16 protein-coding genes are annotated in these 22,401 nt (G+C 58.0%); 11 read left to right on the top strand and 5 right to left on the bottom strand.

Translation table 11 applies throughout. The features are described from left to right. Positions 1–34: 34 nt before the first annotated feature. From DW112_RS00855 to DW112_RS00820, 8 genes are all read left to right on the top strand, one after another. The gene (locus DW112_RS00855) at positions 35–1,651 is read left to right on the top strand and encodes a PTS transporter subunit EIIC (protein WP_118328152.1); all 1,617 of its coding nucleotides are present in this window, start codon (positions 35–37) and stop codon (positions 1,649–1,651) included. A gap of 3 nt (positions 1,652–1,654) precedes the next feature. After that, positions 1,655–3,037, top strand: coding sequence for a 6-phospho-alpha-glucosidase (locus DW112_RS00850; protein ID WP_118328151.1), 1,383 nt, complete (start codon positions 1,655–1,657; stop codon positions 3,035–3,037). A gap of 256 nt (positions 3,038–3,293) precedes the next feature. Then, entirely contained in the window at positions 3,294–5,126 is a 1,833-nt protein-coding gene (locus DW112_RS00845; protein ID WP_118328150.1) for an NAD(P)-binding protein, read from the top strand. A 50-nt stretch (positions 5,127–5,176) separates the two neighbouring features. Then, on the top strand, positions 5,177–6,931 hold the full coding sequence (locus DW112_RS00840; protein ID WP_118328297.1) for a [FeFe] hydrogenase, group A: 1,755 nt from the start codon (positions 5,177–5,179) through the stop codon (positions 6,929–6,931). Positions 6,932–6,933: 2 nt separating this feature from the next. Then, the gene (locus tag DW112_RS00835; RefSeq protein ID WP_118328149.1) at positions 6,934–7,989 is read left to right on the top strand and encodes an ABC transporter substrate-binding protein; all 1,056 of its coding nucleotides are present in this window, start codon (positions 6,934–6,936) and stop codon (positions 7,987–7,989) included. A 3-nt stretch (positions 7,990–7,992) separates the two neighbouring features. Then, positions 7,993–9,369, top strand: a complete 1,377-nt coding sequence (locus DW112_RS00830; RefSeq protein WP_147351821.1) for an ATP-binding cassette domain-containing protein — start codon at positions 7,993–7,995, stop codon at positions 9,367–9,369. A gap of 216 nt (positions 9,370–9,585) precedes the next feature. Then, a complete protein-coding gene (locus DW112_RS00825) occupies positions 9,586–9,786 on the top strand; it encodes a hypothetical protein (protein ID WP_118328147.1) in 201 nt (66 codons plus the stop codon). A gap of 83 nt (positions 9,787–9,869) precedes the next feature. Continuing rightward, positions 9,870–10,781: a CPBP family intramembrane glutamic endopeptidase gene (locus DW112_RS00820; RefSeq protein ID WP_158571711.1), complete on the top strand. Its 912-nt coding sequence runs from the start codon at positions 9,870–9,872 to the stop codon at positions 10,779–10,781. Here the strand turns inward: DW112_RS00820 and DW112_RS00815 are convergent. Continuing rightward, positions 10,778–12,913 carry a YgiQ family radical SAM protein gene (locus tag DW112_RS00815; RefSeq protein ID WP_233545830.1) on the bottom strand — a complete coding sequence of 712 codons (2,136 nt, stop codon included), beginning with the start codon at positions 12,911–12,913 and terminating at the stop codon, positions 10,778–10,780. The two genes, DW112_RS00820 and DW112_RS00815, sit on opposite strands and share 4 nt — an antisense overlap. 253 nt (positions 12,914–13,166) lie before the next feature. Here DW112_RS00815 and DW112_RS00810 point away from each other — a divergent pair, with 253 nt between their 5' ends. After that, positions 13,167–13,886, top strand: a complete 720-nt coding sequence (locus DW112_RS00810) for a YoaK family protein (protein WP_118328144.1) — start codon at positions 13,167–13,169, stop codon at positions 13,884–13,886. Between the two features lie 110 nt (positions 13,887–13,996). Further along, entirely contained in the window at positions 13,997–15,601 is a 1,605-nt protein-coding gene (locus DW112_RS00805) for an ATP-binding cassette domain-containing protein (RefSeq protein ID WP_118328143.1), read from the top strand. Positions 15,602–15,635: 34 nt separating this feature from the next. Here DW112_RS00805 and DW112_RS00800 read toward each other — a convergent pair whose 3' ends face one another. From DW112_RS00800 to DW112_RS00785, 3 genes are all read right to left on the bottom strand, one after another. Continuing rightward, positions 15,636–16,172: a hypothetical protein gene (locus DW112_RS00800; protein WP_147327468.1), complete on the bottom strand. Its 537-nt coding sequence runs from the start codon at positions 16,170–16,172 to the stop codon at positions 15,636–15,638. 451 nt (positions 16,173–16,623) lie between these two features. Continuing rightward, positions 16,624–17,637 (bottom strand): hypothetical protein, encoded by a 1,014-nt coding sequence (locus tag DW112_RS00790; protein WP_118328141.1) that lies wholly within the window; start codon positions 17,635–17,637, stop codon positions 16,624–16,626. 5 nt (positions 17,638–17,642) lie between these two features. After that, a complete protein-coding gene (locus DW112_RS00785; RefSeq protein ID WP_158571710.1) occupies positions 17,643–19,070 on the bottom strand; it encodes a radical SAM protein in 1,428 nt (475 codons plus the stop codon). Between the two features lie 320 nt (positions 19,071–19,390). On the opposite strand from DW112_RS00785, the gene fucO reads away from it, so the two are divergent. Continuing rightward, positions 19,391–20,557 carry a lactaldehyde reductase gene (gene fucO, locus DW112_RS00780; protein WP_117634860.1) on the top strand — a complete coding sequence of 389 codons (1,167 nt, stop codon included), beginning with the start codon at positions 19,391–19,393 and terminating at the stop codon, positions 20,555–20,557. Positions 20,558–20,663: 106 nt separating this feature from the next. On the opposite strand, the gene DW112_RS00775 is transcribed toward fucO, so the two are convergent. After that, complete coding sequence (locus tag DW112_RS00775; RefSeq protein WP_158571709.1) at positions 20,664–21,953, bottom strand: IS110 family transposase; 1,290 nt, start codon at positions 21,951–21,953, stop codon at positions 20,664–20,666. Between the last annotated feature and the right edge of the window lie 448 nt (positions 21,954–22,401).

Here is a 22,401-nt window from a genome sequence, read left to right as displayed (position 1 = left end):
TCTTAATTTGCGGAAAAGGAAGGGGAGTACCGCTATGACCGCAAAAAAGAAGTTCAATTTCAAAGCGCCGTTGGAGGTGTTCGCGAAGTCAATCGTTCAGCCGATGATGTATCTCTCGGTTGCCGGCATTCTGCTCATCGTGGGCATTATTCTGACCAACAAGACCATCTGCGCCGTGATCCCCGTGCTGGGTTCCGGTCCGTTCCAGCTTGTGGGCGCCGTTGTCTATCAGTCGCTGATGTTTATCATCAACAACCTCTCGATTCTGTTCTGCGTGGGCATCGCCGGCGCCATGGCAAAGAAGAACAAGGGCCATGCTTCGCTGATTGCCCTGATGTCGTTCTTCCTGTTCCTGCAGGCTAACAACATCGTGCTCAACGCCACCGGCTCTCTTGCCGAAGCGAGCGGCATGCTCGGTCTTACCGGAACCGGCCAGAGCACCGTTATGGGCATTCAGGTGCTCGATACCGGCGTGTTTGGCGGCATCATTCTTGGTTGCATCACCGGTGCCGTGTTCAACAAGTACTCGAACAAGCAGTTCCCCATTGCCCTTTCGATGTTCTCGGGCGTTCGCTTCCCGTTCCTGATCATGATCATCATCTCCTGGATCATGGGCGCTGGCTTCTGCATCGTTTGGCCTCCGGTTCAGGGTGCCATCTCCTCCGTTGCCGGCATCATTAAGGAGTCGGGCAACATCGGTCTGTTCATCTACGGCATGCTCAACAAGCTGCTCGTTCCCACCGGTCTGCACCACCTCATCTACACCCCGTTCCAGTTCTCCGATGTGGGCGGCACCCTTACGCTGGGTGATCAGGTTATCGCCGGCGCCTATCCCATCCGTGTCGCCGAGATGGCAATGACGGGCCAGCCCTTCTCCGATAGCACCTACTTCAACAGCTACACCTTCAACAACCTGTGGCCCTACATCGGTATCGGTCTCGCCTTTATCTTCACCGCCTACAAGCAGAACAAGGACAAGACCAAGGCTGTCATCATACCGCTGATCATCACCGCCGTGCTTTCCTGCGTGACCGAGCCCATGGACTTCCTCTTTGTCTTTGCCGCTCCCGTGCTCTTTGTCGTTCACTCGGTTCTTTCCGGCATCTTCCTGGTCCTGCTCAAGGTCCTCTCCGTGCCCGCTTCGACTGCAGGCGGCATCATCAACATCGTGGTTTCCAACCTGGTCCTCGGTGTCGATAAGACCAACTGGCCGGTCATGCTGGTGCTCGGAGTCGTCAACGCCGCTCTGTACTTCTTCCTCTTCACCTTCCTTATCAAGAAGCTCAACCTCCACACGCCTGGTCGCGAGGAAGAGTCCGAGCTTGCTGAGTCCGTTGCCGAGGGCGAGGCCGCCGCGTCTGTCGCGGTGAAGCAGGGCGCTGTTGCCGCGGCCCCCGCAGAGGGCGTCGATGCAGGTATTGCCGACCTGGTCGCAGGTCTTGGTGGCAAGGACAACATCGAGGAGCTCGAGAACTGCTTTACGCGTCTCCGCGTGAACGTTAAGAACCCGGACCTCATCAATGAGGACCTCATCAACCACGTGCCCAACAGCGGCATCAACCGCAACGGCAATAATATCCAGATCATCTTTGGCATGAAGGTCGCCGAGATGCGCGACAAGGTCGAAAACGCAATTGAGAAGGAGCAGTAAACAATGATCATTACTCTGTGTGGTGGCGGATCCACCTTTACCCCCGGCATCGTCAAGTCCATCGCTCTGCGCAAGGACGAGCTCGACGTTGACGAGATTCGTCTGTACGACATCAACGAGGAGCGCCAGTGCAAGATCGGCGTGCTCGTGGACTGGATTTTGCACGAGGACCTTGGCCTGGACATCAAGCTCACGGTGACCACTGACAAGGAGACTGCCTTTACGGACGCGAGCTTCGTGTTTGCCCAGATGCGCGTGGGCGGCTATGCCATGCGCGAGCAGGACGAGAAGATTCCGCTGCGTCACGGCTGCGTGGGCCAGGAGACCTGCGGTTGCGGCGGCCTTGCCTACGGCATGCGCACCATCTTCCCCATGGTCGAGCTGATCGATGACGTTGAGAAGTACGCTAAGAAGGACTACTGGATTCTCAACTACTCCAACCCTGCTGCCATCGTGTCCGAGGGCTGCCGCGTGCTGCGTCCCAACGCTCGCATCATCAACATCTGCGACATGCCGATCGCGATCATCGACGTGGTTTGCGCCGCACTCGATATCGACAAGAAGGATGTCGAGTACGATTACTTTGGCCTCAACCACTTTGGTTGGTTCACCTCGATCCGCCACAAGGGCGAGGAGGTGCTCCCGCAGCTGCGCGAGTACATCAAGGAGCATGAGATTCTGCTGCCCGACTCCTACCTCAAGGGCATGGGCTCGCTCATGGCAAAGAAGCCCGAGGAGGCCACTGACGAGCACCCCGAGCAGAACCGCCACACCAAGGGCAGCTGGTACTACGTCTGGAAGGGCGAGTACGAGATCATGGAGTGCTTCCCGGAGTACCTGCCCAACACGTATCTGAACTACTACCTGCAGCAGAAGGAGTTCGTCGAGCATTCCAACCCCGAGCGCACCCGTGCTAACGAGGTTGAGGAGACGCGTGAGAAGAACCTCTTCGACGGCATCGACCACTACGAGAAGACGGGCGAGATCGACGAGAGCACGTTCTATGCGGGCAGCCACGGCGACTGGATTGCCGACCTGGCTATCGCTCTGAAGAACGATACCAAGCAGCGCTTCCTGGTCATTTGCGAGAACAAGGGCGCTATCCCCAACATGCCCTACGACGCTATGGTCGAGCTGCCTGCCTACATTGGCAAGAACGGCCCCGAGGTCATCAGCCGCGACAACATTCCGCTGTTCCAGCAGGGCCTCATGATGCAGCAGCTGAACTCCGAGAAGCTCGTGGTCGAGGCTACGATCGAGGGTTCTTACGAGAAGGCGCTCAAGGCCTTCACGCTCAACAAGACCGTACCGTCGATGAAAGTCGCCAAGGAAGTTCTCGACGACATGATCGAGGCCAACAAGGGTTACTGGCCCGAGCTTAAGTAAAAGCAACAGGGTCGCTGGCCGCATACCTAGAGCAATGCCCCGTCCACGTGATTGCGTGGACGGGGCATTGTCATTTGGTAACGCGTTTTATCAAATATGGCATTTATCTGCGGAAATGTTCGTTTTCACCGCTAAGGACGACGTTTCATACCGCCTGCCGAAGCGTGTCGCTGCCAAACAATTTTATAGGTCAGTGTTGTGCGTGTAGCAACTTCGCCCGGTCTCGCCTCCGGGCTGCCATGTGAGAGGGGATCTTATGGCTCGACTGCACGTAATGGAACGCAGCCACGCTCAGGCCGTCATGGACGATCTGCACGATGCGCTCGGACGCCGTCTGGCGGTGAGTTCGCTCGCCCCGTGTCCCGTTGAGTTTACGGCAGCGCTCGTTAACCTGTGCTCCACCCAGAGCTGCGGCAAGTGCACACCCTGCCGTGTGGGCCTGAGCGCGCTGAGCGACCTGCTCGCCGATGTGCTCGAAGGGCGCGCCGATGAGTCCACGCTCAACCTGATTGAGCGCACGGCCCGCACCATCTACCTTTCGAGCGACTGCGCCATCGGCTACGAAGCTGGCGCCATGGCACTCACGGCCATTCGCGGCTTCCGCGACGATTTTGAGCATCACATCCGCGAGCACTCCTGCGGCTTTGACCGCGAGGCCCGCGTCCCGTGCGTTTCGGGCTGCCCGGCGCACGTCGACATTCCCGGGTACATTTCGCTGGTCGAGGCCGGCCGGTATGCCGACGCCGTCAAGGTCATCCGCAAGAACAACCCACTGCCGCTCGTCTGCGGCTTGGTGTGCGAGCATCCCTGCGAGATGCATTGCCGCCGTGGCATGGTCGACGACCCCATGAACATTCTCGCCCTCAAGCGTTTTGCCGTTGAGCACAGCGACCTCAACGACCACAAGCCGCATGTAGTGGACGACACCGGTAAGCGCGTCGCCGTGATCGGCGGCGGCCCGGCCGGCCTTTCCTGTGCCTACTACCTGGCCGTGATGGGTCATAAGGTGACCATCTTTGAGCAGCGCCACCACCTGGGCGGCATGCTGCGCTATGGCATCCCCAGCTATCGTCTGCCGCGCGAGCGCCTGCAGGCCGAGATCGACTGGATCTTGAGCGCCGGCATCGACGTGGAGCTCGACCACTCCGTCAACGGCGAGGAGCTTGCCCGCCTGCGCGACGAGTTCGATGCCGTCTACCTGGCCATTGGCGCCCACAGCGATAAGAAGCTCGGCCTTCCGGGCGAAGAAGCTCCCGGCGTGGAGTCGGCCGTCAAGATGCTGCGCGCCATCGGCGATGACGAGCTGCCCGACCTGAGCGGCCAGCGCGTGTGCGTCATCGGCGGCGGTAACGTGGCCATGGACGTGGCGCGCTCCGCCGTGCGCTGCGGTGCCGAAAAGGTGAGCATCGTCTACCGCCGGCGCATCTGCGATATGACAGCCCAGGACGCCGAGATCGCCGGTGCCCAGGCCGAGGGCTGCGAGGTGCTGGAGCTGACGGCTCCGCTCGCCATCGAGACGGGCGAAGACGGTCGCGTGAGCGGCCTGCGCGTGCAGCCGCAGATTATCGGCGAGCCCCGTCGTGGGCGTCCGGCCCCGCGTGCCGCCGCCACGCCCGAGCGCGTCATTCCCTGCGAGCGCGTTTTTGTGGCCATTGGCCAGGACATCGATTCCAAGCCGTTTGGGGAGATAGGCATTGCCTGCAAGTGGGGCTGCGTGGTCACCGATTCGGATGGCGCCGTGCCCAACTTCGACGGCCTCTTTAGCGGCGGCGACTGCCAGACCGGCCCCGCCACCGTTATCCGCGCCATCAACGCCGGCCGCGTGGCTTCGGCAAATATCGACCGCTACCTGGGCTTCGACCACAAGATCAAGCTCGAGGTCGAGCTGCCGACCGTCCAGTTTAAGGGCAAGCACGAGTGCGGCCGCTGCGAGCTGGGCGAGCGCGAGGCCGGCGAACGTATTCACGATTGGAATCTGGTCGAACAGGGCCTTACTGAGGAGGAGGCACGCCAAGAGGCGAGTCGTTGCCTGCGTTGCGACCACTTTGGCTTTGGCGCGTTCCGCGGAGGGAGGAACCTGGAATGGTAGAGCTCAACAAAACCACCGTCGGCGACAACAGCGAAAACGGAGCGCACAACATGGTCAAGATCATTATCGATAACTGCGAGGTCGTGGTGCCCGAGCACACCACGATCCTAGATGCGGCCAAGTCCGCCGGCATTCAGATTCCCACCCTGTGCTACCTGCGCGATTTAAACGAAATCGGCGGCTGCCGCGTGTGCTTAGTCGAGGTCGAGGGCTGCGACCAGCTGGTTGCCGCCTGCAACAACTACGTGCTCGACGGCATGATGGTCCACACCAACAGCCCCAAGGCCCGCGAGGCCCGTCGCACCAACGTGCAGCTGCTGCTGTCCCAGCACGATTCGCAGTGCACGAGCTGCGTGCGCAGCGGCAACTGCAACCTACAGACCATCGCCAACGACCTGGGCATTTTCTATCTGCCGTATCAAAGACATTTGGCGGGCGAGGGCTGGGATTTCGATTTCCCCATCATCCGCGAAAACGACAAGTGCATTAAATGCATGCGCTGCATCAAGGTGTGCGAGAGCGTGCAGGGCCTGGGGATTTGGGACCTGACCAACCGCGCCACGCATACCGCCGTGGGTACCCGTGGGCGCGCGCCGATCGGCAAGACCGATTGCGTCGCGTGCGGCCAGTGCATTACGCATTGCCCGACGGGCGCACTGCGCGAGCGCGACGATACCGAGACCGTGTTTGACGCGCTCGCCGATCCCGACAAGATCGTGGTGGTGCAGATCGCGCCGGCCGTGCGTAGCGCTTGGGGCGAGGAACTCGGCATTCCGCGCGAGGAGGCTACCGTCGAGCGCCTGGCGTGCGTGCTGCGTCGCGTGGGCTTTGAATACGTGTTCGATACCGATTTCTCGGCCGACCTCACCATTATGGAGGAGGGCTCCGAGCTGCTCGGGCGCCTGGGCGCCGCCGCCAAGGGCGAAGGTGACAGCCGCGGCTGGCCCATGTTTACGAGCTGCTGCCCGGGTTGGGTTCGCTTTGTGAAGGCGCGTTATCCGGAGTTTGTCGACAGCCTGTCCACGTCCAAGTCGCCGCAGCAGATGTTCGGCGCCATCGCCAAGACCTACTACGCCAAGGTGCTGGGCGTGGAGCCCGAGCGTCTGTTCGTGGTGTCCGTTATGCCGTGCACGGCCAAGAAGGCCGAGTGCGCGCTGCCGAGCATGATGGGCGAGGGCGGCGCGCCCGATGTGGACGTTGCGCTGACGGTGCGCGAGATGGTGCGCATGATCCGCGCGAGCCACGTGAGCGTGGACACGCTGGTTGAGGAGCCGCTCGATACGCCGCTGGGCTTTGGCACGGGCGCGGGTGTGATCTTTGGCGCCACGGGCGGCGTGATGGAGGCCGCCGTGCGCTCGGCCTATTACCTGGTGACGGGCAAGAACCCCGACGCCGACTTCTTTACCGACGTGCGCGGCCTGGACGGCTGGAAGGAAGCCGTGGCCGATATCGATGGCACCAAGGTGCGCGTCGCCGTGGCGCACGGGCTGGGCAACGCCGCCCGTCTGCTCGACGCGATTCGCGACGGTCGCGTGAGCTATGACTTCGTTGAGGTCATGGCGTGCCCGGGCGGCTGCGTCGGTGGCGGCGGTCAGCCCATCCACGACGGCTGCGAGCTGGCAGCTGAGCGCGGCCAGGTGCTGTGGGGCCTGGATGCGAAGGCGGACATTCGCTTCTCGCACGAGAACCCCGATGTCCAGGCATGCTACCGCGAGTTTTTGGGCGAGCCGCTCTCGCCGCTGGCCGAGGAGCTGCTGCATACCGACCATCACGCATGGACGATGCCTAACGAAGGGACGTGCTAACGATGCGCGCGTTTACTGTTGAGATGACGCGCCGGGGGTTTGCCTCGGCGCTTGCCGCCGGCGCGCTGTCGCTTGCACTGGTTGGATGTGGCGGCGGGGCCGCGGAGGCTGGGTCTGCTGCGGGCTCGGCTGCCACGGACGGCGCCGGTGCTGCTGCAGGGCCGGTCGAGGTGCGCGTCGCCTCGCTCAAGGGGCCGACCTCGATTGGCCTGGTGCAGTTTATGGACCAGGCGGCGAGTGGCGAGACGGATAACGAGTTCGATTTTGCGATCAGCGCCGCGGCCGACGAGATCGTGCCCAAGGTCATTCAGGGCGATGTCGATATCGCCCTGGTGCCCGCCAACGCGGCGAGCGTTCTCTACAACAAGACCGAGGGCGCGGTGCAGGTCATCGACATCAACACGCTCGGCGTGCTAAGCGTGGTGACGGGCGACGCGAGTGTGACCTCGTTTGGCGATCTGGCGGGCCATGCCGTCTATATGACGGGCAAGGGCACCACGCCGGAGTACGTCATGAACTACCTGCTGGAGCGCGCGGGCCTGACCGGCCAGGTGGCGCTCGAGTTTAAGAGCGAGCCCACCGAGGTGCTGTCGGCCCTGCTTGCCGATCCGTCTGCCGTGGGTGTGCTGCCCGAGCCGTTTAAGACGGCGGCCGTCGCCAAGAGCGAGGGCAAGCTGTCGGCACCGGTGAGCCTGACCGATGCGTGGGACGAGCTGGCAGGAGACACGGGCTCGCGCTTGCTGACGGGTGTGACCGTGGTGCGCCGCGCGTTTGCCGAGGAACATCCCGAGGTCGTGGCGGAATTCCTGAGCTGCCACGCGGCGAGCGTTGAGGCCGTGAACGCGTCGCCGGTGGACTGGGCCCAGGCCGTGGTCGATGCGGGCATCGTGGATAACGCCGCGATTGCCGAAAAGGCGATTCCCGGGTGCATGCTCGTGTGCCAGACGGGGAAGGATATGAAGGCGGCGCTCGGTGGGTATCTGCAGGTGTTGGCCGATGCGGACGCGAGTGCCGTGGGCGGCAAGCTCCCGGCTGACGATTTCTGCTACATGGAGTAGCCCGTGCGTGTGTTTGCTCGACAAATGACAGAGCGCATGAAGGCGGTGGCGGCAGCAGGTGCCGTTGCCGCCTTTTGGCTTGCCGTGTGGGTGCTGGTGGCGGGTCTTGTGGCACAGCCGCTGATTTTGCCGGGGCCGGGCGCTGTCGTGGTATCGCTGTTGCGCCTGGCGTGCGATGGCGGTACCTGGGCGATTTTGGTGGGCTCGGGCGCGCGGATACTGGGCGGGCTGGCGCTTGCCGCGGTGTGCGGCGGCGTGCTGGCGGGAGCCTCGGTGCGGTCGCGGACGTTTGCCCGCCTGGTGGCACCGGCGCTGTCGTTTGTAAAGGCGACGCCGGTCGCCTGCGTGGTGGTCCTGTTGCTTATCTGGCTGGGATCGGCGCGCGTGAGCATCGCGGCGGTTTTTTTGATGGCGCTGCCGGGCGTATATTTCTCACTGGTCGAGGGCTTGGCGCAGGTTGATAAGCCGCTGGAGCAGATGCTCCGCCTGCATGGCGTGCGGGGCTGGCGACTGTTTTGCGCCCACACCTGGCGTGAGGTGCTGCCGTTTGTGCTTTCGTGCGCGAAGGCGGTCATCGGCATGAGCTGGAAGGCCGGTGTAGCGGCGGAGCTCATCGGCATGGCGACGGGCACCGTGGGTGAGCGCATCTATCAGGCAAAGCTTTTGATTGAGACGGCAGATCTGCTGGCGTGGACCGTGTTGGTCGTGGCGGCATCGTGGGCATGTGAGCGCGTGCTAGTGTGGCTGCTGCGGGTTTCGGGGCCCGTGGCGTGGCGCGCGGCCGTGCGGGCGCATGGGCATGGATTGCGTGGGCGTGCGGGGGCTGCGAGCGATGGCACTTCAGCGGAGCTTGCGCTTGCCGTGGGCGATCGCGCGCCCTGGGCGCCGGCGCTGGATGGTCTGGTGCTCAACTTGCCCGCGGGTGGGCGTATCTGTGTGATGGGCGCTTCGGGCATGGGCAAGTCGACGCTGCTTTCGTTGGCAGCGGGGGAGTGCGCGCCGTGCTCGATGGTGTTTCAGGATGCACGCTTGGTCGAGTCCGCCGCGGCGCTGGATAACGTGCTAGTGTGCGCCGATGCACGCGTGGACGCCTCGAGTGCTGCGGCCCTGTTGCGCCTGCTGGTGCCGGGGGTCGATGTACATGCTCGCGTGGCCGAGCTTTCGGGCGGGCAGCGCCGTCGCGTCGAGATCGCTCGAGCCCTGCTGTGCCCGGGCGGCGCGGTGATTCTTGACGAGCCCTTTACCGGTTTAGATACCGCTGCGCGCGACGCATGCGCCGAGGTCGTGCTCGACTTGCTCGACGGTCGCATGCTGTTGCTTGCCACGCACGATGCCGCTGACGCTAAGGCCCTCAATATCTCGGATATCATCACGCTCTAAATACTTACTCAGCAACAAAATGATCCGTTTTTTCTCCGTCCCCATGGGGTCGGGTATGGTATTCTATCTGCGGGGTAATACTTAGGAATACCAAGTAATACCAACGCCGCAGAAACAAACTCCGGATGCGGGCCAATCGGGTTGCCTTCACAGCCCGTCGCCCAGCCGCGTGGCCCGCATCTATCCGCACTACCGTCGTTTCAAAAAGGAAGCGCCATGGCAGAACACATGACCCCCGTAGTCGCGAAGGTCTTGCCCGAGGAGAAGGCAGCCTTCGCGGCGGCAACCCAGCTCGTGGGCACCACGCCGTCCAACGCCATCCGCATGTTTATCGCCGCGTTCAATCGCTGCGGCACCTTCCCGTTCGACATCTCGCCCAACGGGGCTTTTGGCATTTCGCCCGATTCTCATCAATAAGTGATCCGTTTTCCTCCGTCCCCATGGGATCAGCTCTCTGCCAAGTTGTGGTAGAACTAGGGAACGGTTTTGAGGAGGTTGGCATGCTCAATGCGATGATTTGGGCGCTTGCCTGTTTTGGCGTCGTCGCTGCCGATATTGCCCTGAGCGTCGTTTTGTTCTCCGCTCTTGGCGTCGCATCGGTGTTCATGGGTTTTTCGATCGATGATCTCGACATTCAATTGCTTCAGGCCGTCGTGCAGACGGCATCGTTTTTAATGGCGCTGCTGTGGTGGCGTTATCTGTGGCCGCGTTCGTTTATGGCACGCCGGCAAAGCGCGCATCCGCTCGGCGGGGGAGCGCGTGGGGCGTGGAAGCGCATCGCCTGCGTTATCGTGATTGGCCTGGCCCTGCAAGTGGTCGTTGGCTACGTGACCGACGCCGTGCTGTCGCTGTTGCCCGACGCCGCGGCCGACTACAGCGAGCTTGTCGAGGAAACAGGTATGGGCGACACCAGCTATCTCGCCGTCCTGACTACGGTGCTCGGCGCCCCATTTTGTGAAGAGCTGCTGGTGCGCGGCATTATTATTGAGTTTTCGCTCCGAGCGTTTAATCCGCAGTGCCGCCTACTTTGGAAGCGCCCGCGTCGTGCGAGCGCGCAGAACGGCGCCATGGTGCCCTGGGCGGCCCCAAGTACGTGGGGTATCGCCGCGGCGATTGTGCTGCAGGCGGCAATCTTCGGTTTTATGCACATGAATTGGGTGCAGGGTTGCTACGCGGGTGCCGCCGGCCTCATCTTTGGCTGGGTGCTCGTGACGACCGGAAAGCTCCGCTACACGATCCTGCTGCACTTTGCCTTTAATGCCGGGTCGTATCTCATGACGTTGCTTTGGTTTGTGAACACGCCGTTCGATGTGGCAATTACGGTCGCTATCGCTGGCGTCATCCTCGTTGAAGCAATGCGCTCACTGCGCCACGCGTGTGGGATGGACGCAGCGAGCGCGCCGCTGCCCTAGTTGCGACGCCCGCCTCCGTTGGCACCCTGACGCCCCTGAGCTGCACGGTTGCGCCCGGCAGTGTTTTGCGCGCGCGACATGCCGCTGTGCCCCTTGCTGCCCTTGGGCCCCTTGCCGCCAGCGCCACCGTGGGCCTTGCCGCCCTTCTTGCCAGTGCCGTGTCCGCCGCTGGCCGATGCCTCGCCCGGGCGTGGCGGCACGGGGCGAATCAGACAATGCTTGGTGTAGCCAATCAGGTCGCGGCGGCCTGCCTTCTCCAATGCCTCGCGCACGAGCTTGTAGTTCTCGGGTTTGCGGTACTGAATCAGCGCGCGCTGCATGGCCTTTTCGTGTGGGTCGCGGGCCACGTAGATCGGCTCCATGGTGCGCGGGTCCACGCCGGTGTAGTACATGCAAGTGCTCATCGTGGACGGGGTGGGGTAGAAGTCCTGCACCTGCTCGGGCATGTAGCCCATGTCGCGTACGGCCTCGGCAAGGTCCACGGCTTCCTTCATCGTCGATCCGGGGTGGCTCGAGATCAGATACGGCACCACGTACTGCTTGAGTCCGTATTCGCGGTTCAAGCGCTCAAATTTGCGACAGAACGCATCGTAGACGGCGCGGCTCGGCTTGCCCATCACGGAGAGCACCGCGTCGCTCACATGCTCGGGCGCCACGCGTAGCTGGCCCGAGACATGGTGCTCCAGCAGCTCGCGCAAAAACTCGTCCGAGGCATCGGCCATGGTGTAGTCAAAACGGATGCCGCTGCGGACGAAGACCTTCTTGACGCCCGGCAGCTGGCGCAGGTCGCGCAGCAGCTGCGTGTAGCCGCTCTCGTCGACCACCATGTTCTTGCACACGCTCGGCCATAGGCAGCGCTTGTTCTTGCACACGCCATGTTTGAGCTGCTTGTCGCAGGCCGGGCGGCTAAAGTTGGCCGTCGGTCCGCCCACATCGTTGATGTAGCCCTTAAACTCGGGATCGCGCGTGAGCAGCTCGGCCTCGCGCATGATCGAGTCGTGGCTGCGCATCTGCAGCACGCGGCCCTGGTGGAAGGTCAGCGCGCAAAACGAGCACTCACCAAAGCACCCGCGGTTGGAGCTGATTGAAAACTTGATCTCGGCAAAAGCCGGCACGCCGCCCGCTGCGTCGTAATCGGGATGCCAATCGCGTGCGTAGGGGAGTTCGGCCACCTCGTCCATCTCGTCGGTGGTAAGCGTCGCGGACGGCGGGTTCTGCACCACATAGACGCTGTTGGGGTAGGGTTCTACCAGGCGATGCCCGGTGATGGGGTCCATGTTCTGCTGCTGCACGTTAAAGCTGCGCGCGTAGTTGAGCTTGTCGGCGGCAAGGTCGTCCCAGCTGGGCAGCAGGTCGTAGTCGTAGACCTCGTCGAGCGAGCTGGTGCGGTAGACGGTGCCGTTGATATAGGTGATCTGATCGATGGGCAGGCCCGCGTCGAGCGCATCGGCGATCTCGACGATCGCGTGCTCGCCCATGCCGTAGATGAGGATGTCGGCGCCCGAATCGAGCAGCACCGAGCGCTTGAGCTTATCCTGCCAGTAGTCGTAGTGGGCCAGGCGGCGCAGACTCGCCTCGATGCCGCCGATGATGATGGGGGCGTCCTTGAACGTCTGGCGGATGAGGTTGCCGTAGACCGTGACGGCACGATTGGGGCGGTGCCCCTCCTTGCCACCGGGGGTATAGGCGTCGGTGTGGCGGCGGTGCTTGGTCACCGAATAGTGGTTGACCATGGAGTCCATGTTGCCGGCACTGACCAAAAAGCCCAGGCGCGGCTCGCCGAGCACCGTGATGCTGGCGGGGTCGGTCCAGTCGGGCTGGCAGATGATGCCCACTTTGTAGCCGTGCGCGTCGAGTACGCGGCTGACGATGGCCATACCAAAGCTAGGGTGGTCCACGTAGGCGTCGCCGCAAATGTAGACAAAGTCGCACTGGCCCCAGCCGCGCGCATCCATGTCGGCGCGGCTGACGGGGAGGAACTTATCGCGGCCCGGGCGCCAGGGACGGGCGGGCGCTGCCGGGGTATGAGTGGTGTGCCCACCCTGCGCCTTACCGCCGCGCTTTTGCTGCTGGCCCTGTTTGCCCTGCTGACTGCGCTGGTTATTCTGAGCGTGCTGAGGCTTTTTTGCCACGATCCCTCCCGGTGTTTGTATGCTGCACGTAATTGTAACCAGTCTTTTTGGGACGGGGCTAAAAAGACTGGTGGAGTACATGGGCTGGCGAATCGGCGTGTCGATGCGGGTGCCGTTTGTTTCCAGACTGTGTATCCCCGTGTCGAAGGGGTCGTCTCGCGCGCACGCCATGTTGTCAATGGGTTACAGTATGAACGGCGGCTATGTTTCCGCCAACGCACGAGAGAGTCGTCAACAAGGAGGATGCACGACGATGCAGCGTGCCAAACAGATATCGGAGTCCATTGAGCTGGGCATCATCTTGGCGCTCGCCGGTGGCTTTATGGATGTGTATTCGTACATTGGGCGCGATCATGTTTTCGCCAACGCGCAGACGGGCAATATCCTGCTGGTGGGCGTGAGCATCTCGGAGGGCAATTGGGCACTTGCGGGGCGCTATTTCTTCCCCGTGGTGTCGTTTGCCGTGGGCATTATGCTTGCCGACCTGGTACATGAGCGTTTTGGCAGCGTGATCCACTGGCGTCAGGTGACGGTGTTCTTTGAAGCCGTCATCTTGCTGGGCGTGAGCTTTATCCCCGGTGGCGGTTACAACCTGCTCGCCAACTGCCTCACCTCGTTTGCCTGTGGCATGCAGGTCGAGAGCTTCCGCAAGATACATGGTCACGGCATCGCCACGACCATGTGCATCGGTAACCTGCGCAATGCGCTGCAAAACGTGGACGACTACATCATCACCCACAAGCGCGGCTTTTTGGAAAACGGCGTGCTGTACTTTGGCGTGATCTTTACCTTTGTGTTTGGCGCCGTGCTGGGCAACTGGTGTATCGAGCGCATGGGCCTGCACGCCATTGCGGTGGCGAGCGTGCTGCTGTTTATCGCGTTTACCATCATGTTTATCGATCGCGAACGCGACCTGCACAGGAAATGGGCCCGCATCATAGCTGACTGGCAGACCACGAGTCTTAAGCGCTAAGGTGCATGTTTGTAATGACAAGATTTGACGTCAGCAAAGCGTGCTGCTTGAGGCTATAGAATAAAAATGCCATCTTTCTAGCTATAATTATTAGTTGAGGGGATGGACATATGCCAGAGCTTTTTATTCAAAATAAGACGACAGTAATCAAGTTGATGGTGCTCTGCATTTTATCTGCCCTGGTGGAGCTGTCTGTTGTTAAAGCTGAATCGTTGATTATAGACTATGGCCTGCTTCGCTCTAATTATCGTAACGTTTTATACATTGGGTTAGGCCTGCTAGTATTGCTCTCAGTTGAGCTGGTGACAAACCTGTTCAGATCAAAATATGCGGAGCAATTGGCTTCCGATGGCGCTAACTGCTTCTATAGATTGCTTGCCCGCCGTGCTTTAGAGCGGCCCTTAGTTTTAGCAAAAGACAGTGACTACCTGTTATCGCGCATTGAAGAGGCTGGGAACCTACAGCCGATGATTGGAATATTTACAACTGCGTTTCTTCCGTGCCTAGTGACGGGTTTGGCATCGTTTGTGGCGCTATCTAATATCTCTTTGTTGCTTTTGATCCCTGTTTGTGTTTCGGCATTGTTTATTTCGCTTCTATATCCGTTCGCTCTTAGTAAGCTATCGACTAAGAGCGAAAAGGCATTGGAGGCCCAGGCGAGGGGTTCTGCTTATTTAGCCCAACTAATAAATTGTCGACTTTACATTCGAATTTCTCGTTCAATTAACTTGGAATTACTTCGCTATAAAAAGATGCTTAAAGCCTGCAGGAACTCTCGAGTTGAGGAGAGTGTCTTTGCGAGATTGGCAACTGAAATAGTTAACGCTGGCAACATCATTACTGGCTTGCTTTCAGTTCTGCTGCTTATTTTCCTTGTGTTAAAGCGCGGGCTGACGGTCGGGATTGCGGTGCAGAGTTATCAACTTGTGCTTCTATGCTATTCTCCTTTTCCTCTTGTTCTGAATTGTTGGGCTCAGCTTCAGCCGTCGTTTAGGTCGTTGCGCCGTGTCTTGGAATTACGTCGTCTTTTGGAAGCTGGAAAACCTAATTTGATATGCTTCGATCACGCTGATCGAATTAGTTGGAAAGGAATCAGTCTCTCGTTTTCGTCGAGCGAAACTAATGAGAGGATAACAATTCCAGATTGCACGATACAGGCACCTTGCCTGGTTTTAGTAAGCGGCCCTAATGCATGTGGCAAATCTTCATTTCTGGAAGTATTGAATGGATTATTGTCGCCAGTTGCCGGCAGACTGTGTGTTAATGAGTCTACTGTCATTTTCGATGGCTTGACTTTAATCCAGCTACCCTGCGCAACTATGCCGCAAAGACATTTGATAATGGGGGGAACTTTCAGGAAGGCTCTTTACTATGGTCTTGTAGATATTGACTCTGAAAAACTCATCTATCTTTTGAAGGGTTTTGGCCTCGATAAATTATTTGAAGCCAATCCCATCATTGGAACTAGGGGACACAATTTGTCTGGCGGAGAACTGGCTTCTCTATTACTTTGTAGGGCCTTTCTGAGCAGCTATTCTATTATTATTTTGGATGAGCCTTGCAACAATTTAGATAATGCTTCAATATCCTTTTTGAAGGCGGTGGTTGCACAGGAGATGAAAGAGCGTATCGTCATCATTGCGGATCATGGACATGGTTTTGAACAATTTGCAGACTATGTAATACAGTTTCAGGAGCCAGAAAAAACTATCTAGCTCCTGAACGTTGCTACCAACTGCTATTTGCGAGTTATTCGAGATGCTCTTCAATGCGAGCTCTAAGAAGGGCAATGGCTGTGGGTATGCCAATTGCGGCAGCTAATTCGGCTTTATCCAAAACCTGTATGCTAAAGCACGATTGTTTATCACATTGAAGAACGGTAACTGAAGATACCCTCACTTCCCGTTGGCTGAATATATCGTAATCTCCAAAAAGGAAGTTACCTTTTATTGAGTAATTCGGTATGTTCGTTATGCACTTCATCTCAAGTCTGTTTAGGCCATAATCGAACACCGCAACTTCCTTATGTTCGATGACGAGCGCAACCCTGGGCATGTTACTAAAGCCACCGTCGACGACAGTAAAGAGCTTTTCATTTGTATCGTCATAAACGGTGTATTTAAGACTCAATAGCTGTCCTAGTGGACCCGTGAACCCATGTCTTTTGATGTTGAGGTTGTCTCCCACTGGGTTGGTGAGAGCTAGAGCATGCGGATAAGGGTTACCTTCAATTGAGATTCGATATTCGTTTGTAGCTGTCTTGCTCGATTTAGGACCAGTAGCCACCACGCGTCATCGCCTCAATCGCATTGGAACCGACTTCTGCTTCGTGCGGAGAATTACGCAGTACGTTGCAGTACATGCAGCTGCAATAACCGCATGGGCAATTTCTAATAAAATGAATGACGCTATTTACTGCATGCATGTTAAATGGTCGAATACTTCTCATGATTTGCCTCCCATTGTTCGATTGTTTCTGACTGTTCTATTACCTTCTTCACCTCCTCAACACTGTTGAACCCTATGTTTTCAATCGACGAGTACTCAACGTAAACAGAAAACCTGCTTTCAAGAAAAATTAGCAGTCGAACTAGATCCGATGAGGACAAGCTGAATGGGGAATTGGTCAATCGTTGATTTCTTAAATCTTGATCAAATTGAGTCAAATCCAAATCTCTAATATTGCTTATTGCTTTTTCGATTTCTGCGTAGATGGTTTCATCTTTACAATATGCTGTCATTTCAGTACCCCAAGATCGAAATCAAACAACTCGTCCTCGATTGTCTTGCAGCATAGTAATGATTCTTCTGGATCTAAGCTGGCTGAGAAACTGGGTATTCCTCTTAGTCGAAGTTCTCTTGCTGCTTGAATAGCTTTATCGCTAGATGAATAGCTTATTTGAAATTCATGCGTCTCCAACCCCTCTGTGGCGTCAAGTACTTCGTTTGTAATTTCAAATTGAACTTTCTCTGCTTGCGTAAGCGTTTCAATTACGGGCATGAGCCCTAGCATTATGTCGTAGTCGGCTATCGTGTATGGGATATTGATAATGGCTAAGTCAGGGCAGAAAGCTCGACATGCAGCAATCGACCCCAATCCGTAATCTCCGAAAATGTGGTCGTTGTATTTCATAAGCACATTGGGCGTCTCTAATAGAGCTAGGTCGGATTTATCATTCTCAATGATGAGGTTGATCTGCTCATTCATTTTGATGACGGCAGATTGGCCACCATCAAAACTAAGGGAGTTGCAGCCCCAGATTTCATTTAAAGGATTGAAGCTCAACGCGCATAGATTGGGATGGTGCTTTCTCATCTCACTAACGATGCTACTGAACGTTATTGTTGAATTGGCGGGTGTATATAGATTCCCGACAACAATTTTTGGTATCAGGGCTAATTCCTGCATGTCGCTTTTGCTAGACTCGATTTGTTCAGCGGCGAGTTGGCTGACAACCGTCTTATTTACAGAATGAGCGTAGGTTTCAGCGTGTTTACTAAATTCTACGAGTCCTGCGGCGCTTTCTTTCGTCGATAAAACGACAACCAGGTCTGATTCATCGATTGTCGTTACATAGTTAATTCGATTTCTTATGCCAATTTCTTTGCAATTAACAAGGTTGGCGACATCTAGGCCGTCCGGTAGAATGCCGCATGGCGTTGATACCCGGATATTGTAGCCATTTCCTAGCAATCCAATCAGAAGAGGATAGTCAGCTCTTGTGAAAGATATAAGTCCGATTGTCTTCATGATTTTTATCGCTTGTTCCTTTTTAGAGCTGTTGCAATGGACACTTCATGTCTATGAAGCTCAAAGCGAAGTATTTTCTGATTAAGTCGGTCAAAGGCAATTCGTTTTGAATTGTCGCATGCTGTTCGCTTGTAATCAGGGCTTATTACTCCTTCGCAATCTGCGCTTTTTATGCATTGGGTGCACAGCTGAAATGCCCAACATTTTTTACATGAATCGCTGGTCAGCTTTGAAACATTGATTATCTTTTCAATTTGACCTAAATCAAATCCTGAATCCAATGTGCCGATATACATTTCCTTCGTTGTTTCGCTGACCCTTTCGCAAGGAAGAAGCGCTCCTGCTGTTGTCACAAATAGACGCGTAACCCCTGGTTCGCATGGGCCACCGGGTATAGCTTTTGCTGGGATGTTCGAAGGTGCAAATCGCTTTATGTTTTGGTTGATGTTTGCAAGCGTATATGAAGCGAGCCTATCGTTGCGGTTTCCTTTTTCGATTTCGCGCTCATCCATAATTCTTGCTTTAAATAAGGCGTAATTTAGCTGACTTGAGAACTCGTCATTGTAGGGGGCGATACGTCCGTTGCGTTCCAGGTAGTTGAATTGAACATCGCAATCTTCGATATCTTTATCATTTATAAAGGAAGAGACTGTTTTATAGATGTTGTTCGTGTCGACTACGGCATTAAAATGAACATATTTGTTGCGTTCAGGATGGCTGTCTAAAACCATATGAACATTGTCTATAACTGTTTGGTATGAGGACTTGCCATTAGCGTAATGCCTAGACTTATCATGGATTTGCTGCGGCCCGTCAAGACTGATTAACAAATAGAATTCATGCCCAGAATCGAAGAAGAATTTAACCATTTCTTCAGATAAAAGAGAGCAATTAGTTGTAATTCGAAATGAGATGTGTTTTCCTTCAAATACCTGCTCTGCATATTGAGTAATTAGCTTAATTTCATTAAATCGAAGGAGAGGTTCTCCTCCATAAAATGCTACGACCGGGTTTGAGTTGTCGATCGAGTGCATCTTAAAGAATTCGATTGCATGTTTTGCCGTCGAAATGGACATGGAGTTATGACTGTGGGCTCTGTTGTATGAGGAGTTTCCGGAATAGATACAGTAATCACATCGGAAGTTACAAGATTGAGTCAGCTGAAGGGTTAGCATCCGTATATTTCTTTCCAGCTTAACTTTCAAAAGGTCAATTGATGGATAAGCGATATCCTGCAATGGCGAATCGCAGCAGTAGCCACATGATTGTAGTAACTGGAATTCTTGGTCTGATTTATAGGAAGCGTGGCAAACTTTTCCTGCTTGGACTTCTGAGATGTAATTGAATAGATCTTCGCTTACTGCAAGTATCTCGTTTCGATTGGCATCATAAATGTAGTGGCCCAAGAGGGTCTTTATGGGTAGAACTAACATCTCTACCGCCTCTTTCATTTCACTAATGTTATTTAGTGAACTAAGATGTTTACTATAAAGTATCCTTTTATAAACGTATTGTCAAACATATATTGCTAAAACAGAAACAATTTATAGGCTGAGTTGGTCGTATTCTTTGGGCGATTGCTCCTATAATCTAGCCTTCGCTGCTGTCGGGAGGGAAGGACTGGGGTTCCGTTATTATGTTGAAACGCTTTAACACTTTTGACGTTCTCATGCATTTTTTGTTTCAAAAGCGTTAGGATGGGACACATAGCGTGGGGCGTAATGGGCGCCCCGCACACGATGGGAGGCTATCAATGGCTAATCGTTTCGTTCTCAACACCATTTCTTATCATGGTTCTGGCGCCATCAAGGAGATCCCCGGCGAGCTCCAGCGTCGTGGCTACAAGAAGATCTTCGTCTGCTCCGACCCCGACCTGGTCAAGTTTGGCGTTACCGCCAAGGTAACCGACGAGCTCGACGCCGCCGGTATTGCTTGGAGCCTCTACTCCGAGATTAAGCCCAACCCCACCATCCAGAACGTCAAGGACGGCGTCGAGGCCTTTAAGGCCGCCGAGGCTGACGCTATCGTGACCATCGGTGGTGGCTCCTCCATGGACACCGCCAAGGCTATCGGCATCATCATCAACAACCCCGAGTTTGCCGATGTCCGCAGCCTCGAGGGCGTTGCTCCCACTAAGAACCACGCCGTGTTTACCATCGCTGTGCCGACGACCGCCGGCACCGCTGCCGAGGTGACCATCAACTACGTCATCACCGACCCCGAGAAGGTCCGCAAGTTCGTGTGCGTCGACACCAACGACGCCCCCGAGGTCGCCGTCGTCGACCCCGACATGATGGCTTCCATGCCCGCCGGCCTGACCGCCTCCACCGGCATGGACGCTCTAACCCACGCCATCGAGGGCTACACCACCAAGGGCGCTTGGGAGCTCTCCGACATGTTCCACTTTGAGGCTATTAAGCTGATCAGCGAGAACCTGCGCGACTCCGTCGCCGAGGCCAAGTCCGGCCAGCCCGGCTCCGGCCGCGAGGGCATGGCTCTTGGCCAGTATGTCGCCGGCATGGGCTTCTCCAATGTCGGCCTGGGCATCGACCACGCCATGGCTCACACCCTGTCCGCTCACTACGACACCCCGCACGGCGTCGCTTGCGCCATGCTGCTGCCGATCGCCATGGAGTTCAACAAGCCGGTTTGCGCCGAGCGTCTGGCCAAGGTTGCCGTCGCCATGGGCGTTGACACCACGGGCATGAGCACCGACGAGGCCGCCGACGCCGCCATCGCCGCCGTCAAGCAGCTCTCTGCCGACGTGAACATCCCGCACGTCTGCGAGGCCATGAAGGCTGACGAGATCGAGGTCCTGGCCAAGGACGCCATGGCTGACGCCTGCTTCCCGGGTAACCCGCGCGAGGCGACGCTCGACGACGTCATCGAGCTCTTCAAGAAGATTTGCCCGGCTGAGTAAATTACTCCCGTCGGCGGTCCCGGGCTTCCCTCCGGGCGCGTCCTCGGACATGTAAAAGGCCCCGCTGCGCGCGTTGCGCGGCGGGGCCTTTTACGTCCTGACGCTCCTATTTGGCAAGGTGTTTTTTAAAATCCATTTTGCGCTCGGCCTCGAAGGCCCGCCTGTCCCAATCGAGCGGAAGTCCGGCCTCGACCCATGCCTCGTAGGCCCTCCTTATGGGCTTGAGCTCCCTTTGGCCCCTCTCCAGCATCGAGATGTACTTCTCGCTGGTTCCCAATATGGACGCCGCCCTCACCTGGCTGACCTTCGCCGCGCGCCTGGCCGCCACGAGCTCCGAGGCGTCCTCGGGCCTCCTGATCTCGTGCGGGTGCATCAGCGCCCGGTACGCCTCCCTGGCCACGTAGCGCTTGAGGCACCTCATGACCTCCCTGTCGCTCTTCCCCCGCCCTCTGGCCCTCTCGGCGTACTCGGCGGTCTCGGGGTCGCGCATGACCCTCTGCCTCGCGATCTCGTGCAGCGCGCTGTTCGCCTGCCGGTCGCCGCCCCTGTTGAGCCTGTGCCTCACGGTCTTGCCGCTCGAGGCGGGGATGGGACAGGCCCCACATATCGCCGCGAACGACGCCTCGGAGCGCAGCCTGCCCGGGTTGTCCCCGGCCGCGACCGCGAGCTTGGCCGCGCTCACGGGCCCGCACCCGTACATCGCCAGCAGCGCGGGGCAGTTCTCCTCCAGGGACGCCTCGATCGCGCGCTCCATGTCGAGCGCCGTGTCGCGCGCCGCCGCCCACAGGTCCGCCAGCGCGCCGAGCGCGGCGCCCAGCGCGCCCTCGGCGCGCACGGAGGGGAGCTCCTCCATCAGCCTAGGCCCTCCCATGCCGCGGAACCTCGACCTGAGCCCCTCCGGCGCGGTGGTGAGCAGCGACCTCGCGGTGTTTATCGCCGAGGTCCGCGCCTTCACCGCCCCGGAGCGCGCCGCGAGCATGCAGCGCACCCCGTCGACCCACCCGTCCTGGCTCTTGGGGGTCCCGAGTTTCGAGCCGGACATCGCCGCGCGGGCGGCCCTCTCCGCGTCCGCCTCGTCGCACTTTCCCTGCCCCGGGCGCCTCCTCTGCATCCTCGCCGGGGAGAGCGCCTCGCGCACGGGCATCCCCAGCGACGCGAGGTGCCTGGTGAGGCCCGCCCCGTAGGACGACGTCCCCTCCATCGCGACGCAGGCCGGCTCCCCGGCCGCCGCGATCGCCCCGGCGAGCGCCTCGTAGCCCGCCGCGTCGGCGGGGAACTGGCGGGACAGGACCTTGCGGCCCCTCCAGTCGAGGACGCACAGCCAGTGCGAGTCGGCGTGGGTGTCGACCCCGCAGAAGACCGGCCCGCGGGCGCCGGGTGTCGATTCGGTTCTCATGTCTCGCTCCGTTCTTTCCGTGCTCGCCTGGACCGGGCAGACGGCACACTGACGGGGCGCGATAGAATGCGGTTGTTCGGGTCCGCGGTATCGCTCCATGCTCCTATTAGGTCATGCGGCGGTCTCGGCTCGCCGCGGCCCGCGCGGGACATGTCAGGAAACGAGGGCAGCCCTGTGGGCGCCAGCGGAATGTGGGGTCACCGCGCGGTCCGCATCTGATGGTGTCGACGTCAATGGTATACGGGTGCATCATCGACGTCTTCAATACAGAAAATATCAGTGCGGAATGCGCCCGGAGGGAAGCCCGGGATCGCCTGCGTTCTTTTCTCAGATGCCGGGGTGCCGGAAAGGCGGGATGTGAGGGGCGCATTGTTGGATGGCGCCTTGTATCTGCTTATCGTGGCGGGCGCAGTTCTGAAGAGCTCGATGGGCCATCTCGCTAGGTAAA

Origin of the sequence: Collinsella sp. AM09-41 (genome assembly GCF_003473245.1) — a bacterium.
GTDB lineage: Bacteria > Actinomycetota > Coriobacteriia > Coriobacteriales > Coriobacteriaceae > Collinsella.
The sequence above is the reverse complement of the archived record's forward strand: the minus strand, read 5'-3'. Positions and strand labels throughout refer to the sequence as shown.

Coding starts and splice junctions, on each gene's coding strand:
- DW112_RS00810 (WP_118328144.1), top strand. CDS start 13,167: ATGCAGCGTGCCAAACAGATATCGGAGTCCATTGAGCTGGGCATCATC.
- DW112_RS00785 (WP_158571710.1), bottom strand. CDS start 19,070: ATGTTAGTTCTACCCATAAAGACCCTCTTGGGCCACTACATTTATGAT.
- DW112_RS00805 (WP_118328143.1), top strand. CDS start 13,997: ATGCCAGAGCTTTTTATTCAAAATAAGACGACAGTAATCAAGTTGATG.
- DW112_RS00840 (WP_118328297.1), top strand. CDS start 5,177: ATGGTCAAGATCATTATCGATAACTGCGAGGTCGTGGTGCCCGAGCAC.
- DW112_RS00855 (WP_118328152.1), top strand. CDS start 35: ATGACCGCAAAAAAGAAGTTCAATTTCAAAGCGCCGTTGGAGGTGTTC.
- DW112_RS00825 (WP_118328147.1), top strand. CDS start 9,586: ATGGCAGAACACATGACCCCCGTAGTCGCGAAGGTCTTGCCCGAGGAG.
- DW112_RS00845 (WP_118328150.1), top strand. CDS start 3,294: ATGGCTCGACTGCACGTAATGGAACGCAGCCACGCTCAGGCCGTCATG.
- DW112_RS00850 (WP_118328151.1), top strand. CDS start 1,655: ATGATCATTACTCTGTGTGGTGGCGGATCCACCTTTACCCCCGGCATC.
- DW112_RS00790 (WP_118328141.1), bottom strand. CDS start 17,637: ATGAAGACAATCGGACTTATATCTTTCACAAGAGCTGACTATCCTCTT.
- fucO (WP_117634860.1), top strand. CDS start 19,391: ATGGCTAATCGTTTCGTTCTCAACACCATTTCTTATCATGGTTCTGGC.
- DW112_RS00775 (WP_158571709.1), bottom strand. CDS start 21,953: ATGAGAACCGAATCGACACCCGGCGCCCGCGGGCCGGTCTTCTGCGGG.
- DW112_RS00820 (WP_158571711.1), top strand. CDS start 9,870: ATGCTCAATGCGATGATTTGGGCGCTTGCCTGTTTTGGCGTCGTCGCT.
- DW112_RS00835 (WP_118328149.1), top strand. CDS start 6,934: ATGCGCGCGTTTACTGTTGAGATGACGCGCCGGGGGTTTGCCTCGGCG.